Origin of the sequence: Ruminococcus sp. MCC718 (assembly GCF_018783905.1) — a bacterium.
Lineage (GTDB): Bacteria > Bacillota > Clostridia > Lachnospirales > Lachnospiraceae > Hominisplanchenecus > Hominisplanchenecus faecis.
In genome coordinates this window covers 18,905-33,443 of record NZ_WQNP01000021.1, presented here as the reverse complement: position 1 = coordinate 33,443, position 14,539 = coordinate 18,905, and the positions used below count along the sequence as shown (strand labels likewise).

Below are 14,539 nucleotides of genomic sequence, written 5' to 3'. Positions count from 1 at the left end.
AATTAAATTATAGCAAGGGCAGTATTCAATTACACTTACAGTTTTGAAAGTAAACAGAGAGTAAAAGAGCCGTGATAATGCAGATCACAATTCTGTGAAGCATTTCCACGACCCTTTTATTATAATTTTACCTTTGTCTTTTTCGTAATGGTATAAATGTATTCCTCTGGTGTAGGGCGTTTATTTCCAAAATACTTTTTGAAATTTGCCTGCACTTCTGGGTCGGTGCTGTTCATAGCTTCATCAATCGTTGCTTCAATATCCGCCCGAACATCAGCCAATGATACACCGCCAGCTTTTGCTCCTGCTTTCAAGGCTTTTTTAATATCTCGTTTTTTAAGTCCTATCATAGTATTACCTCATCATAATTTAGCGAATGTTTTAAAAATGTTTTTCAAAATGTTTATACAGAACAATCCCTAAAAATGTTTGCAGTAGGAATAACCCAAAGATAACTCCTATAATCCAAGCTTCAATATGAAGTAACGCAAATACAAACGCAACAAACAAGTACACGAAGGTCATTATCTGATACACTAAAGAACCAGCTTTCATTCTTAAAAATACTTTTCTTTCATCAACATTATTGATGTGATTTTCTCTATTTATATTTTCCAATTTTTCTTTATTTTTTGGCATTTCATAATAACAAATTTTCAATAATTGAACACCAGAAGCAAAAGCTAAACCAAGCCCTATTGCATAAAAAAGTGTAGAGTAGTAGTCAGTATCAATAACGAAATATCCAAAACATATAAAGATTATGCCTATAATAATTTCAATGATAAATGGTAATTTTTTCTTCATTGTTAATTCCACCTTTCAAAAGACTACATTTTCTTATCTAAATAACGAGCTGTTATAACCCATGTGATTTGTCCGATAGCAATAACTCCTACTATCGAAAAAAATACAACTTTACTCATATATCCCATAAAGATAAGAGCAAATAATACAAGAACCAATAATGTAAGTGTTACTTTATAAGCATTCGCAAGAGAAGCATTAGTAATTGCGATATTTCTTTCATCATTTTCTAATATTTGCATTTCTTTTGTCGGCTTACTGAATATATCACACCCCATTAAAATCAATATTATTCCAATAAGTGTTGTACCATAGACAACCAAATCTGGACGAGGTACAGGTAATAGTTGATGTACTCCTAAACCATAAGTTAGTAAACCACCTAAAAGAACTATTACACCGACAAATAATTCTACTTTTTGTATCTTATGCTTCATTTACTTTCCTCCTCATAAATAAAAATTTCTTCAATGCTCATTTGAAAGTACCTTGCAATTTTAAAGGCTAACATAATAGAGGGATTGTAGCGTCCATTTTCTAAAGAGCCTATTGTTTGACGAGATACTTCAAGAGCAGTCGCTAAATCTTCTTGTTTAATACCTCTTTGTTTTCGTAATTCTTCTAAACGATTTTTCACAACATACCCCTTTCTTGAACGAATGGAAAGTTTACTTTCCTTTTCTAATCTTATGATACTCCTGCGAGCAAAGAATGTCAAGCAAACTTTCCATATTTTATTAACCTACAATCTTCCAGTTGCTATCCTTATGTAATACAAGCTCATACTGCGATACTTGCGTCGCTTTTGTCTGATTATCAAGGAACTTCACGGCAACCTTGACTTTTACATTGTCGCCGTCCTTTATAAAGATAGGGTTTACCAATTCAGAATAAAAGTAGTCCCTGCCGATAGGTTCAAGCACATTTCCCGATACATAGTAAGCAAGTTCTTTTTCTGTAGCTGTCGGGTAGAGCTTAAAGAATGTTTCCAAAAATGAGGTAGCGTCATTTACGGTATCAGCGTCCACGCTTGCGTCTGCTTCTGGTGTCTTTGGCTCATAGTCTGATTTTTCGATTGCTGGTGCAAGGGTAGGGTTCTGAACGATTACCATATCCCCGTCAGCGTCCACATGGACTTTCACGGTATAGGTTGCTTTAATTGCTGTTGTCTGTTCTCCCTCTTTTATCTGCTGATCTACTTCGTAGGTGGCAGAAAAAGTGTCCGTTCCCGACTGTTCGATATTCCACACAATCACATCTGTAACCGTGGAACTGGTCGGTATATCGGTTCTAATGGTATCCACATTCAAGTCCTGCAATTCCTTTGTCAGATAACCGTTGATTGCCTGCGTTCTTGCTTCAATCGCTTCTTTGCTGTTATTCCATGTGTAATAGGACTTCGCAAAGTTCTTCACGAAATTTTCTATCCCGTTGGTGTCCTGCAAGCGAAGTTCAATGATTTCTTTTTCATGGGTCGTGTGCTGGTCGATAGCCGTAAAATTCTTATACACCCCGAAGCTCACGCTTGCAATAAGTACCACCCACAACGCAATCACGGCTTTCTTATGTGTGCCTACCTTAACAGTACGCACCTTTTTTTCTTTTGGTTCTTTGATAGTTTCTGTCTGTTTCTTATTCTTCTTAAACATATTTTCAAGTCCTTTCTATTGTTTTACTCGTCCTGCACCGATTAAGTGCTGTTGCCAGTAACTACTACTTAGGTCTGCATATCCTATCGGGTTGCCTGCATGGTACATCTGTGTCGGCGAAACGAGAATACCAACGTGTGTTACATAACTTCCAGCATTATAGGTAGAATGAAAAAACACCAAGTCCCCAGCCTTTGCCTGCGAAAGTGGAAGATGTTGGGTAGCGTCATACTGTGCTTGTGCCGTTCTCGGTAAGGAGATACCAGCTTTTCCATAACACCATTGCGTCAGTCCCGAACAGTCAAAAGAAGTGTTGGGATTGCTACCGCCATACACATATTTCCAGCCTTGATATTTCAACGCTTCATTCATTACCTTTTGTGCCAGCTCTCCCGATACCTGCGAAACAGTTAAATACTGATTGACTAATTCCACATAGAACATATTTCCATAGCCATACCGCCAGCCCCCGTTCTTCGCAACAGCTATCGGGTTGGTGTAGGTTATTTTCTTTCCACCCGATTTCTCACGAGCGAAGCTCTCTGCAAGATTAAAAGTGTGTTTCTTTCCTTTTCCTGCCACATATCCCACATAGCCACCGCCATAGTTATAGGACTGTATCGCTACATTCAAATCGTCGATACCTTGATTTTTGCAGGAAGAAAGCAGGGACGCAAAATACTTACACCCCTGCTTGATTGAACTTTCTGTACCTAAAGAGTTAGGTGGTAAACCAAGACTTTCCGAACTCTGCATAACATCTTCTGCCGTACCGCCACTTTCTACTTGAATGATAGCAAGCAGTACATTGACATACTCGGAGATACCGTTTTCTCTGGCGTATTTTTCCACCATAGGCTGATGTTTCAAAACTTCTGCGGATAGGTTCATACCCGTAATGCCAGAAGAAAAGTTGCTGTTCTCGTCGTCGCTGTCCGCACTAATCAAGACACCAAAGAAAAGAACTACGGAAAAGAGGATAGGAAACAGACTGCCAATGATAGCGATATGTTTCAGTTTCATTTTTTCTTCTGTCCTTTCTTCGTTACAAGGTTACGAGTTTTCTCTGTGGTCTGCTGGTTCTTCTGGACGCTCTGCGTCTGCTGAACCTTTGTCCTGCGGTCTTTGGTGTAATTCTGGCGTGTTTCCTGCGATACTACTTTTTCTACATTCTGCCTATGTGCTGGCTGTGCCGACTGGGTCGCTTTTCTATCAGAAGCACCAGAAGATAACGGACGCTCTTTGATAACATTTGTCTTGACTGGCTCACTTGCTTTTGAAGTGGTCGCTGTGGCAGGACGTTTCACTTCCTGCGTTTTTTCCGCACTCGGTTTTGGAATGATTGAAGTTGTGGCTGGTCGCTCATGGGGACGGGTAGCTCCCGTTGTCGCTGATCCGTCCGTCTTTCGTGCCTGCCTTGCTTCTTGTGCCTTTTGAAGCTCCATACGTTTGTCAGCGATATTTTTCTTACGCTGTTCCTGCTTTTCCAATCGTCCCGACTGTCTGGACTGCTGTTCCTGCACCATGCCACGCTTGAAGTCGGACACGCTGGACTTTGCCTTTTCCTTTGCGGAATATACCGCATAAGCAGTCTGTGTCGGTATATCCTTGATATTCTCTTTGACAGCGTTTGCCTTATCTTTCACTTTATTTTTCGTATCTAAGACAGCACCCACCTTTGAGCCTGCACGCTGTCCCATGCTGGAAGTGATATTGCCCCGATTTTCTTTAGAAGCTGTATTTTTTCTTTCAGCCCTCTTGCCAGCAACGGCACTTCCAGCCACCGCACCAGCCACACCGCCCGAAATACCGCCAGCACTTACCGCCCTTGCAATACGGTGTTCCATACGCCTAGCTCTATGTCGCATAAACAGATACGGTCTGCGGAAAATTCTTCGTCCCATGCTTTGACTATCATTAGCGTTCAAAGAGAACATACTCATTAAATCGCCCAGCTTCATATAGATACCAGCAAAACATACTATCTGCAAGAACGCCACCATGAAGAACGGATAGTCCGTGGAAATGTTATAAAACATACTGGAAATGCTGAACGCCACCGTTACAATGAGCGTTATTCCTGCCCGTGTCATAATGGTATTAAACACCCTCACGATTGCCTGTTTTACCATGCTTTCATAGCTCGGTATCATGGAAAGTAGAAAACTGATAGGTAAAAACATTGCAAAGATAATAAAAAGTATCTGGCTGAACAACATCATGCCCGTAAGCAAGAATACAAATATCGTGATACCTAAGTTGAAGAACAAGAGGAAGAACACCATGCCTAAACGGTTCACGACCTGCGGTATCGTCAGATTGTTGTTGTCGTTATCTTCGATTTCTGTTTTCACGACTTCCTCTCTAGTTTTCCCATCCTCGTCCTCTGGGCTTGCCGATACAAGAGCTTCTACACGGTCTGCCCCGATTTCTTCTGCGTTGCTGTTCCCGAATTGCAAGAGTAACCACGGCTGTTCCACTTGAATAGAAAATAAGCTGTCCCGTATCAAGTCCACGCTATCCTTGCCCTCACTGTCAGAATTAGGGAGCATGATTTTCGTTCCCAAGTCTAAAGAAGCGGTACTGATGTCTGATGAAAATTCATTTATCTTCTTAATGTAGTCGGGAGCATAGGCAATAAATGAAGCGGACAGCACGAACACCACCACAAAGTTGATAACAGCGTGAAGTGCCTTGCTGGTTTCCCGTTTAATCAGTCCCGTATAAGCAACATAAAGTCCCACCACCAAGATAATGAGAAGCAGAAAGCCAACATAGAAGCCAGAGCTGGAAAAGCCGTTTGAAGTAACGCCTGCAAGGGTCTGTATGCTCTTTCCGATACTGTCTGCCATATCGTTAATAAAATCAAGTTTATAGGCTTCCTGCACCACATAGCCCGTTGCATTACTTAAATAAAGGCTTATCGTCCAGACAAAGTTGGTAATACAGTAAAGTCCATACTGCACCGATTTTCCGATACCGTCCAGCCAGTTCCACGGAAGCCACGACCAGCTATTATCTACATAAAAATCAAGCTGGTAATTCGACAACGGATATTTTGAATACAGATTTTCTGCGTTTATGGTATCGTCCACAAGCCCCGTTGCATGAGCTACCGTCCCCAGAAGTGAAAGCAGGATAAGGGAGAGTGCCACCACGAACAGAGCCATTTTGAGAAAGTGGAAAATCTTCTTTTTTGTGAACGCACCTTTTACCCTTTCTTTCATCACTCCACCTCATTTCTCTGTACGGGCGGTCTGGTATCAAAGGCGTGTAGCAGTTCTTCAAAGACGGGGTGTATCTGTACCACACCGACACGTCCGTATAAGTCCTGCAATAAGCATTGTCCGTTCTCCAAATCACGAAGCCGTTTCTGGTTGTTTTCGTCGTCCTTGTCGATACCGAAAAATTCTAAGGTCTGTTTTATCTCGTTGACGTCAGTAGAACGAAAGGCAAATTTCAAGCCGATATTGTTTTTCAGACTTTCCTTTGACACGTCGCCAGAAGATTGTGTAACGAAATAAACGCCTGCCTGCATAGCTCGCCCAGCACGAACCAGCTTATTTGATAAGGTTTCTCCTTGTGCCACATTTAAGAACGCCCACGCTTCGTCTAAATCGACAATCTTAAAAATGCTTCTGTCCGAATGGATAAAATCAAGGGCAAAGGTACTAATCACAATCAGCATAGACACAGACAACAATTCAATGGTCGTGTATTCTTCAAAAGTGGTATCTTTATCTGGCAGTACAAGGTCGGCTACTTGAATGATATTGAGCTGATTATCCAGACTGATAGCATTTTCTACCGTACCGTCTGAAAACAGCAGGTGTGCAAAGTCGTAGTCCGTGAAGCTGTCGATATGGTCTGCGATATTTCTTGATATGGGCGTATCTTCACGGCGTAGCTCGTCTATCACATGGAGCAAGCCCCGACTGTCGCTCTGGGTAACGGAGCGTACTGCCTTACGAAGTACTGGGAATTTTTCGCCGTCCCTTGAAGAAATACCCGTAAGGAATGTTAAGATGTCGATTGCCAGACTTTCAGCGTCTTTTACATTCTTCATAATCACAAACGGGTCAAGAAGCCCTGCATTGTCCTTATCGCTGGTAAGATTTACGATATTGATTTCATGTGCAATCTCTGGGAGCGTTTCTTTCCAGTTACCACGCTCACTTTTAGGGTCTAACAGAAGTGCTTGACCGCCAAACAGCACCGCATAATATACCAGAAGATTGTTACAGAACGATTTCCCACCGCCAAGCGAACCGACAAAAGCAGACGCTAAAGCGTTGGTAACTGTACCTTTTACACCTTGACTGGCAAGGGACGGTTGCAGGTACACATTTCTTCCCGTATCAACAGAATAGCCCATATAGATACCCGTAGTTTCTCCTAACTGCTGTGTCGCACCAAAGCCAAGCCCAGCTAAAAAATCTGATTTTACATACTGCACATAGTCATTGATATATCGCTTGCTGGCTGGTAAAAATTCAGAATGAAGCCCCAGCATATCCCCAGCAGGACGCACCAGCTTTACATTGAGGTCGTCGTAAAAGTCCTTGACTTCATCACAACGGCGTTTCAGCTCGTCAAGATCGGGTGCAGACACCCGTATGACGTAGCTTAACTTATACATACTTTCTTTTGTCTGGTCTAAATCAGTTTCCAGCTCGTCCACGCTGTCTAAAGCGTCCACCACATTTGAGCTGGTTTCACTTCCTGCTTGATAGGCGTGATTATCAAGGTCTTTCAGTTCCTTTTTCTTGTTGCGGACGGTCGTTAATGCTTTCCGATTTTCCACGATTTCTACATTCATAGAAGTATCAACGGGGAATGTGAATTGCTGTTGCTGGAAATAGAAGATTTCACTTGACGGAAAATCAAGCTCGCCTACAATCGCATTGACGGTAAAATAGGACACATAACTTTCCTTGTCCTCATGTTCCAATCTTAAATACCGCTGGCTTTCCTCAATCACACACCTTGTCGGACGGATAAGGTCGTAGTATTTTATCAGCGTTTCTTTGTTCAATTTCTTCTTTGGTAGCTGGTACTCATAATCTTCATAGGCAATACCGTCCCTGCCGTAAAGATGTTCCATGAGATACCCAAAATCATTGATTTCCAAGCGACGCACCTTAAAGCGACGGGAGATTTTATTTTCCAGTAACTTTTCCATTTTCATGTAACGGTTGATTTCATCATTCGGCATGGAAACAAAATCATTCATCAGCGTGTGGTTCACTTCATGGAGAAATTCCGTGAACGTCAGCCACGCCGATTTTTTGATGTTCTTCAGATTGAGCTGTTCTTCCGTAACCATGAGCTTAAAGCCAAGAAAAAAGCGGTAGTCCACTTGATTGTCCCCAATCATAGATACTAACGCTTCGGTCTGTTCGTCTATCTTCTGGCAGGCAACTTCCTTTAATTTTCCAGTTACCAGTTTCTTTGACTGTTCCTGCATACTGCGGATTGAGCTTTCTGTGGCAATCTGCAACGCATGAATTTTACCCTCACGGGACTGTGCGATAAGCTGTCGGAAACTGTCATGCACGATAAATTTCTGCTCTGCGGATAGAAAAGAATAGTTGTATGGTATCAGCTCATAGTAGGCGAACACCTCATTGTCCTTGTTCCAGACAAGGTTATTGTCAATATATTTTATCGGGAACATAGTTCACACTCCTTACTGCCGTGATTGTTTCATTCAATATCTGCTTATGCAGTTTTACGGCTTTTCCTGCATAAGTGATTTTTGGTCGCAGGGCATAGGTTATCTGTGATTTCAAAAAGCTGTACGGCTTCTTTCCGTCAAAGGTTTTCTGCGACATGAACCAAGTGAGAGCAACGGGAATACCAAAGTATTTGAGAAATGCTCCCTCAATCATGGAAAGTGGGGGAATATCCCCAAACAAAATGATGAGAAATTCCGTAATCACAAACCATGTAATCTGTGTAAAAGTAACGGGAAAGGGTAAGTTAAAGTCATTGATTGCATATAAGACTTTTTCCACGTTCCAGATACCCGTGTAGCTTTTAATCTTTTTCAAGTTCTTTCAGCTCCTTTCAAAATAGAAAAGGACAGCCATTTTCAGACTGTCCCTTAAAAGAGAAATACGCTGTCAGTAGCAACAATGCTTGTCGCTGATCTTCCAGCGTTAATATGGTATCTCGCACATACCTCGGCTTGTTTCAATAAAGCAACCGCCCATATCCAAATCTCGCCCGTAGGCTTCATAGTCAATGTAATTCTGTAAGCTGGGTGGAATGTCCCCAAGTGCCTGCAATTCGTCTATGTAGTAGTAGGCAACATCTGTCATGGTTTCACAGTCGGGATAATAGTAAATATCGTCCTTATGTTCCACGACTTCTTCCAGCGTCCCATAGTGGCTGATAAATTCGTCCAGACACTCTACGATATAGTCGGGAAGTTCCGCTATCATTTCATACATCTCATTGAGTTCTTCAATGGAAACATATTCCCCTATGCCAATGGGGAAGTTGTCGGTATCATGGATAGCGTATTCCTCATACTGTTCATTCAAGCCGATTTTTTCTTTTACATCTTCCTCGTCAATGGGAAATGTGAACCAAGCACCGACTAAATAGCCCTCGTTGTATTTGCCAAGATTAGCAATATAAACCGCCATATCATCAATCATAAGCACACCTCATTTCCTACTCTGGCAGTTCAAAGATACCGTGTTCTGTTACTAAAAATTTCCCGTGTTCCTGCAAGTGAGAAGCGTAGGCTTCAAAGTCAAAGTAATATTCTTGACAGTCCTCGGATAAATGCTTAAATGTCGGGTCGTTCATCAGCTTTTGCTTTGCAACATCTATCATGCTTTTGCAGTCGGGATAAATCGTAATCACGTTCCTGCAAATATAAAGTGCTTCTAAATTCTCAAACACCGTAAGTAGTGATACATATTCTTCCTGCATATCACTTGAAAGCTGGCGGTACATAAAATCTAATTCGTTGAGCTGGTACACGCTTGTATGTTCGTGGACTTCATCAGCATAAGGCAACACCTTTTCGATAATACGGTAATCCCCACTTTCTGCACCGATACCTAACTTTTCTTCAAACTCGGCAACATCTATCGGCAGTTCAAACCAGTATGATATTGTTTCTTCGCCAGTTGTTCCTTTCGTTTCCACCAGCACCCTTGTTTCCTGCATTGTTCCTCACGTCCTTTCTGTTGTTTCATCACATCTTGTAAGGTCTGGTACGACATACCAAACACATACTTTGAAAAATCTTCTAACTGTTTTTCTTCATAGTCGGCAGGGTTCAGTCGTTTCATTTCCTGCCACACCTTACGCTTGTAAGAGGGCAGGTCGGAAATGTATTCACAGCCGACTTTTGCCTGCATATCCTTAAAAATATCGTTCATGTCATCACTCCAATCTGATTTTAGGTAAGAAAAAAGCAGTCAATCCTAAGACTAACTGCTTTATGTATATGGATATAATTTGATTAAGTTTTAAAACCAGTTTGTTTTTTCATCTCTAAATTGAGGGTTATCGCTGTGTTGATATGGATTATAGTTATTCAGATTGCAACCATATTCTTTTAATGATTTGATTTTGTTATCTTCTGTCCATTCAATTAAGGAAATACCGTCAAATTCTTCAACGCTTCCCGTATTCATTTCATTTTTAAAATACCATTCTACGACAGTTTGATTTTCTTTATGAAAGAACTGTTTAATATCCCAAATAATGACTTTACCACGAGTATTCCATTCATTAAACCAATGTTTTACTGTTTTAAGATTTTCATATTTAGGACACCAGCTTTCCGTATAAACAACATCTTCTGTAAAAATTTTATCCATTCCTAAGTCTTGCTGTTTCAACCACATATCAAACCATAAACGAATAATTTTTTCTCTCTCATTCAAAATAGAACACCTCGATTACTTCTTTTTTCACATTATAGCACCCATACATCAGCCCCACAATAAAATTTTATGCACCGATAATCTTATTGAACAGCTCTAACAGTACATCTTTCACACCGCCAGCATTGAATACCAAGCCGACAGCAATCAAGGCAACTACCAAAAAGCCGATAAGTTTGGAAAACTCACGCTTGAACCCTAAGTAGATACCGATAACCACAATCGCCATAAGCACTAAGCTCTGTGCGTTTGATAAAAACCATTGATACAAATTTTGTCCGAAATTCATTTAATTGTCCTCGCTTTCTTTTAATTGTTTCATTTCATAGTCAGCTTCTTTGCCGACATTCAAAATACACATCAAGACTACACCGATACCCATTCCCATAGATACCAGCAGGAAATCTTTTAATAATACCCACATTTTTATCACTCCTAACTTTCTACTAAATCTTTTGCAGGGGTCGTCTGCTGTTTGATTATCATTTCATGCTTTTCTGTGAGCTTTGCCTGCTGTTCGATTGTTTCCATGTAATCTGTACCATTTCCCTTATCAATCTTTTTCAGCATTTTCAAGGTCGGTGCTACCTGCCGTTGTACCCAACGCAACGTGCGGTCTAAGGTGTACGGCTCTGGCTTTGTCGTCAGCTTCAAGCTCTGTCTGTTATCGCCGATAAACCAAGCCCAGCGGTCATTGAGTTTCCAGTCGCTTTTTCGTTTGTCGGGTTCTTCATCAACAAACCGCACATACTGGTTGATGATAGAAAAGGCGGTCTGCTCTGCGTCATAATACGTCAGCAAATCTCGTACTGCATAATAGGCACGTTCATTCCGTAGCCGTATCTCAAAACGGTTGATAATATCGGCTTCTTCCAGCGGTATCCCGAACTTGACGTACTGCTCATAGTCCTTTTCATAGATACAGAAATACACATCGGATTTCAGCGAACCAAGATAAAGGGTACGCCCCATATATTCTCTGTCGTCCTCTCTATGCTTGATAAGCTCGCCCGACAAGTAAAACTTGTAACTTCTGGACTTTCCGATATATTCCCGTTTCCTGCATTTTTCCGCAAGCTCTGGAATATCCAAAATGCCCATATGGTCGTTGATAGCAAGGTCGATACGCTTCATAACACCACCGTCTACGAGTGCGTCCATGAGAAAGTCATACCAGCTTCTTTCCTGTGCCAGCAAGTAACTTTCAAACTGTCGGCAACCTCGCCCCTTTAACTCTAAAAGGACACCCTTTTCTTCGTCAGCCGACGTATAGATAAAGATGTCCCCTAAAGAATAATGCTCCGTATAACTGTAATGTCCGTAATCTTCATGGAGCATATAGTTGATATTCAGTTTTAATATATCTTTGATGATGTGCTGTATATCCAGCGTGGGAAAACGGATTTTTACATAATCAAACAGCATGGTAAGCGGTGCTTCTGGATTGAACTTTGCCAGTTCCTTTTGCAGAGTATTAAGAAGTTCCTTTGACGGCTTCATTTTTCCGCTTTCTATCTTGTTGAGATATTCCCTTGTGATACCAGAAGCCAACGCCAGCCTGCCTTGTGAGATACCGTAAGCAATCCGTTTCTCCCGTAATTCTTTTATTCCTTGTTCTTCATTCAGAACCATACCCCCAATCTGTAAAGTGTGAAGTTTTTTAAGGCGACTTCACATCTGAATTTTGCAAGGAAACTATGCGATAAGCCTTATGTTTCCTATGTTTTTTGTCTATTGTCCATTTGCAAACGTACCCCTCTGTTAGATACCGAGGGGTTTTACCTGCTGGCGTGGCTAACGCCACACCAGCAACGGCTAGTCCGAGCCGTCGCCTTTCGCTTCGCACGTCGCCGTCCCGTCCTGCCTTGCTTGTGCAAGAAAACCGATTGTCTGCAAAAAATCATGTCCTTTCGGGACTAAAGGCGTGTAAAATTCACTTATGACGCTTGTTCCCACATCACAATAGCCACGCCCTTTGATACGCTTTTGGAAAAACTGCTTTTTCACATCTGAACCAAACAGCATACCGTAACCTAACTCGCTGATACGCCCCAATCCCACACGGAAATTGAAGTTATCTCTGATACCGTCCGAGAAATATTTTGCGTCTGGACGCTGGCAGGCAACGATAAGGAAATAACCTGCTTGTCGTCCTAACATGACGATTTTCTTTAACTGGCTAAGTAAGCCCACACTTTCTTTTGTCCCCAGCATTTCAAAAAACGCCACATATTCATCAAAGATAAGAAAGCAGGGTGGCAGTCCCAGATAGGCGTAATTTTCGCCCGTCTTATAGTTCGGGTGTCGTTTCATTTGCTCGCTTCGCTGTACCATGCCCTCATAAAAAGCATTGACACAGTCTACCATTTCTTCTTTGGTGTGATACACGTTTCCCATGACTGTTCCCAAGTCCGCAAGGTCGCTGTTCTTTGGGTCTAAAATGTAAAGGACAGCGTTTGTATGCAGTAAGGCTTCAATGAGCGTCAGCAGAAAATAGGTTTTACCGCCACCAGTCCCACCAGCGATAAGGGCGTGAGGGAGTGCGTCATATTCCCAGACAAGATTTTTCATCAGTCTAAGACAGCCGTTCTCTGCCCGTACTTCATCAATGGGAATGCGGTTCGCTATCATATCATAAAGCAGGGTATATTCAATATAGCCGTCATGCAGGGTCTTGTCAGTCAGCTCGCAATACAAGCCACTTTCCAGCTTATCCTCTAACCGTAAAAGCTGGTCTTGATATTTTCCCAGCGTGATTTCACAGCGGATATGAAGCAGTCCCTTTTCCATTTGATAATAAATCTTTGGAAACCAGACGATTTTTTCCCTTGATCTGCTTTGCAGGTCAGTAAAAAAACCGCTGTCTTGTACAGTATCGGCTTCATACCACTTATTTTCCAGTATCATTCTTGCCAGCTTTTGACGGTGCAGGAGCTTCTTGAAACTGTCGTAATAGAAGCGGTAATACAGAAAAGCGACCAATGCACAAACACCAGTCGCTATCAGTATAGTTATGAAGTTGTAAGGGGAGAGCGTCAAGCCGTTTTCTAACAAGCTGAAATGTTCCCAATCGGTACGCATGAGCTGTTTCATATTCAGTAGCAGGAGAACCGCCACGAATACAAACAGAAGCGTTCCTATGGAAAAGTGGTAAACAAGGTGCTTGTCGCTGGCTCTGATACGGTGTCCTTTATTCCAAATCTTACGCATAAAACAATCTCTCCTTTCTGTGTACGAAAAAAGCAGTCAATCCTAAGACTAACTGCTTTAAACTGTCTTTATTCAAAAATAAATATATCTTCTATCGGAGCTTTTACAGCTCTTGAAATATCTATTGCCAATTTAAGTGACGGATTATATTGTGCTTTTTCTAATCTCATAATAGTTTCACGACGAACACCTACAATGTCAGCGAGTTGTTCTTGTGTTAATTCTTGTGCTACACGATATTTTTTTAAATTACATACAAACTTTGCTTCCATAATTTATTCCCTTTTTTCATAACGATATAATAAATAGTTGCTAAGAAAAAGAACAAGAGCATAGATAAGTGAAACAGAAATCAGCATAAACATTGCACACCATTCAACATTACGGGAAAACATACCTATTGCCATAAGCCAGATAACTACAAATAATAGTTTAAAACCTATCTTGTAGGCTTCTAATTGTGCCTTACGTTTATTTTCTTGAAAAAGCTCATCTTCTAAGATATGAGAAAGTTTACCTTCAAAGAAAAAACTGAAAAAACCAAAAAATATGAAAAAAGTAAAAGGAAATATTTCTCCAAATTTATAGTATGTCCAAAATCCGCCAAACCCCAGAAAACCAAACATTCCACAAAATCCCCAGTAAGGAGAAATTGTTCTTGAATATCGTTTTTCCCTGCTGTTTTTTAAAAAGACATTTTTAAAGCAGATAATTATTATATAGATAGCATATAGTGCTATTAAAGCTCCAATTACTAACATAGGAATATCCTTGTAAGAAAATACATATTCCGACATATCCATATTTTTGACCCAGCGTCCATTATTGTATAATAGGGAGTAGATTGTACCAACAATAAGCAATAAAGCACACCCTACCCCCATAAAAATAATTTTTTTAATTTGTTTCTTTGACATATTTATCTCTCCTTTCAAATGAGATGTTTTTGTATCTTTATGAGAT

19 protein-coding genes are annotated in these 14,539 nt (G+C 41.0%); all 19 read right to left on the bottom strand.

Going from position 1 to position 14,539, the window contains the following annotated elements:
* Positions 1 to 119: 119 nt before the first annotated feature.
* Positions 120 to 350: a hypothetical protein gene (locus GPK60_RS02600; protein WP_021739838.1), complete on the bottom strand. Its 231-nt coding sequence runs from the start codon at positions 348 to 350 to the stop codon at positions 120 to 122.
* A 31-nt stretch (positions 351 to 381) separates the two neighbouring features.
* A complete protein-coding gene (locus tag GPK60_RS02595) occupies positions 382 to 807 on the bottom strand; it encodes a hypothetical protein (RefSeq protein WP_008393101.1) in 426 nt (141 codons plus the stop codon).
* Between the two features lie 23 nt (positions 808 to 830).
* Positions 831 to 1,244 carry a hypothetical protein gene (locus tag GPK60_RS02590; RefSeq protein ID WP_008393100.1) on the bottom strand — a complete coding sequence of 138 codons (414 nt, stop codon included), beginning with the start codon at positions 1,242 to 1,244 and terminating at the stop codon, positions 831 to 833.
* The gene (locus GPK60_RS02585; protein ID WP_039930565.1) at positions 1,241 to 1,444 is read right to left on the bottom strand and encodes a helix-turn-helix transcriptional regulator; all 204 of its coding nucleotides are present in this window, start codon (positions 1,442 to 1,444) and stop codon (positions 1,241 to 1,243) included. Before GPK60_RS02585 ends, GPK60_RS02590 begins: the two co-directional genes overlap by 4 nt.
* A 100-nt stretch (positions 1,445 to 1,544) precedes the next feature.
* Positions 1,545 to 2,456, bottom strand: a complete 912-nt coding sequence (locus GPK60_RS02580) for a conjugal transfer protein (RefSeq protein ID WP_055282486.1) — start codon at positions 2,454 to 2,456, stop codon at positions 1,545 to 1,547.
* Positions 2,457 to 2,471: 15 nt separating this feature from the next.
* The gene (locus GPK60_RS02575) at positions 2,472 to 3,479 is read right to left on the bottom strand and encodes a C40 family peptidase (RefSeq protein WP_215658788.1); all 1,008 of its coding nucleotides are present in this window, start codon (positions 3,477 to 3,479) and stop codon (positions 2,472 to 2,474) included.
* Positions 3,476 to 5,683: an MFS transporter gene (locus GPK60_RS02570; protein ID WP_009321452.1), complete on the bottom strand. Its 2,208-nt coding sequence runs from the start codon at positions 5,681 to 5,683 to the stop codon at positions 3,476 to 3,478. The genes GPK60_RS02575 and GPK60_RS02570 overlap by 4 nt, the downstream gene beginning before the upstream one ends.
* A complete protein-coding gene (locus tag GPK60_RS02565; RefSeq protein ID WP_055180185.1) occupies positions 5,683 to 8,133 on the bottom strand; it encodes an ATP-binding protein in 2,451 nt (816 codons plus the stop codon). The genes GPK60_RS02570 and GPK60_RS02565 overlap by 1 nt, the downstream gene beginning before the upstream one ends.
* Positions 8,111 to 8,509 carry a conjugal transfer protein gene (locus GPK60_RS02560; RefSeq protein WP_009243016.1) on the bottom strand — a complete coding sequence of 133 codons (399 nt, stop codon included), beginning with the start codon at positions 8,507 to 8,509 and terminating at the stop codon, positions 8,111 to 8,113. The genes GPK60_RS02565 and GPK60_RS02560 overlap by 23 nt, the downstream gene beginning before the upstream one ends.
* A 108-nt stretch (positions 8,510 to 8,617) precedes the next feature.
* Complete coding sequence (locus GPK60_RS02555) at positions 8,618 to 9,121, bottom strand: antirestriction protein ArdA (RefSeq protein ID WP_009243015.1); 504 nt, start codon at positions 9,119 to 9,121, stop codon at positions 8,618 to 8,620.
* A 16-nt stretch (positions 9,122 to 9,137) separates the two neighbouring features.
* Positions 9,138 to 9,641, bottom strand: a complete 504-nt coding sequence (locus GPK60_RS02550) for an antirestriction protein ArdA (RefSeq protein WP_009321285.1) — start codon at positions 9,639 to 9,641, stop codon at positions 9,138 to 9,140.
* Complete coding sequence (locus GPK60_RS02545) at positions 9,560 to 9,856, bottom strand: conjugal transfer protein (RefSeq protein WP_009243013.1); 297 nt, start codon at positions 9,854 to 9,856, stop codon at positions 9,560 to 9,562. Before GPK60_RS02545 ends, GPK60_RS02550 begins: the two co-directional genes overlap by 82 nt.
* Positions 9,857 to 9,946: 90 nt before the next feature.
* Entirely contained in the window at positions 9,947 to 10,366 is a 420-nt protein-coding gene (locus GPK60_RS02540) for a nuclear transport factor 2 family protein (protein WP_009243012.1), read from the bottom strand.
* Between the two features lie 67 nt (positions 10,367 to 10,433).
* Positions 10,434 to 10,655, bottom strand: a complete 222-nt coding sequence (locus GPK60_RS02535) for a hypothetical protein (protein WP_002323342.1) — start codon at positions 10,653 to 10,655, stop codon at positions 10,434 to 10,436.
* Entirely contained in the window at positions 10,656 to 10,790 is a 135-nt protein-coding gene (locus GPK60_RS02530) for a DUF3789 domain-containing protein (protein ID WP_009243011.1), read from the bottom strand.
* Positions 10,791 to 10,801: 11 nt separating this feature from the next.
* Positions 10,802 to 11,998 (bottom strand): MobT family relaxase, encoded by a 1,197-nt coding sequence (gene mobT / locus GPK60_RS02525; RefSeq protein WP_055180183.1) that lies wholly within the window; start codon positions 11,996 to 11,998, stop codon positions 10,802 to 10,804.
* A gap of 183 nt (positions 11,999 to 12,181) precedes the next feature.
* Positions 12,182 to 13,576, bottom strand: a complete 1,395-nt coding sequence (locus GPK60_RS02520; protein WP_215658787.1) for an FtsK/SpoIIIE domain-containing protein — start codon at positions 13,574 to 13,576, stop codon at positions 12,182 to 12,184.
* A gap of 68 nt (positions 13,577 to 13,644) precedes the next feature.
* Positions 13,645 to 13,848: a helix-turn-helix transcriptional regulator gene (locus GPK60_RS02515; protein ID WP_008787613.1), complete on the bottom strand. Its 204-nt coding sequence runs from the start codon at positions 13,846 to 13,848 to the stop codon at positions 13,645 to 13,647.
* Between the two features lie 3 nt (positions 13,849 to 13,851).
* Positions 13,852 to 14,493 carry a DUF3796 domain-containing protein gene (locus tag GPK60_RS02510; protein ID WP_055062546.1) on the bottom strand — a complete coding sequence of 214 codons (642 nt, stop codon included), beginning with the start codon at positions 14,491 to 14,493 and terminating at the stop codon, positions 13,852 to 13,854.
* Positions 14,494 to 14,539: the final 46 nt, after the last annotated feature.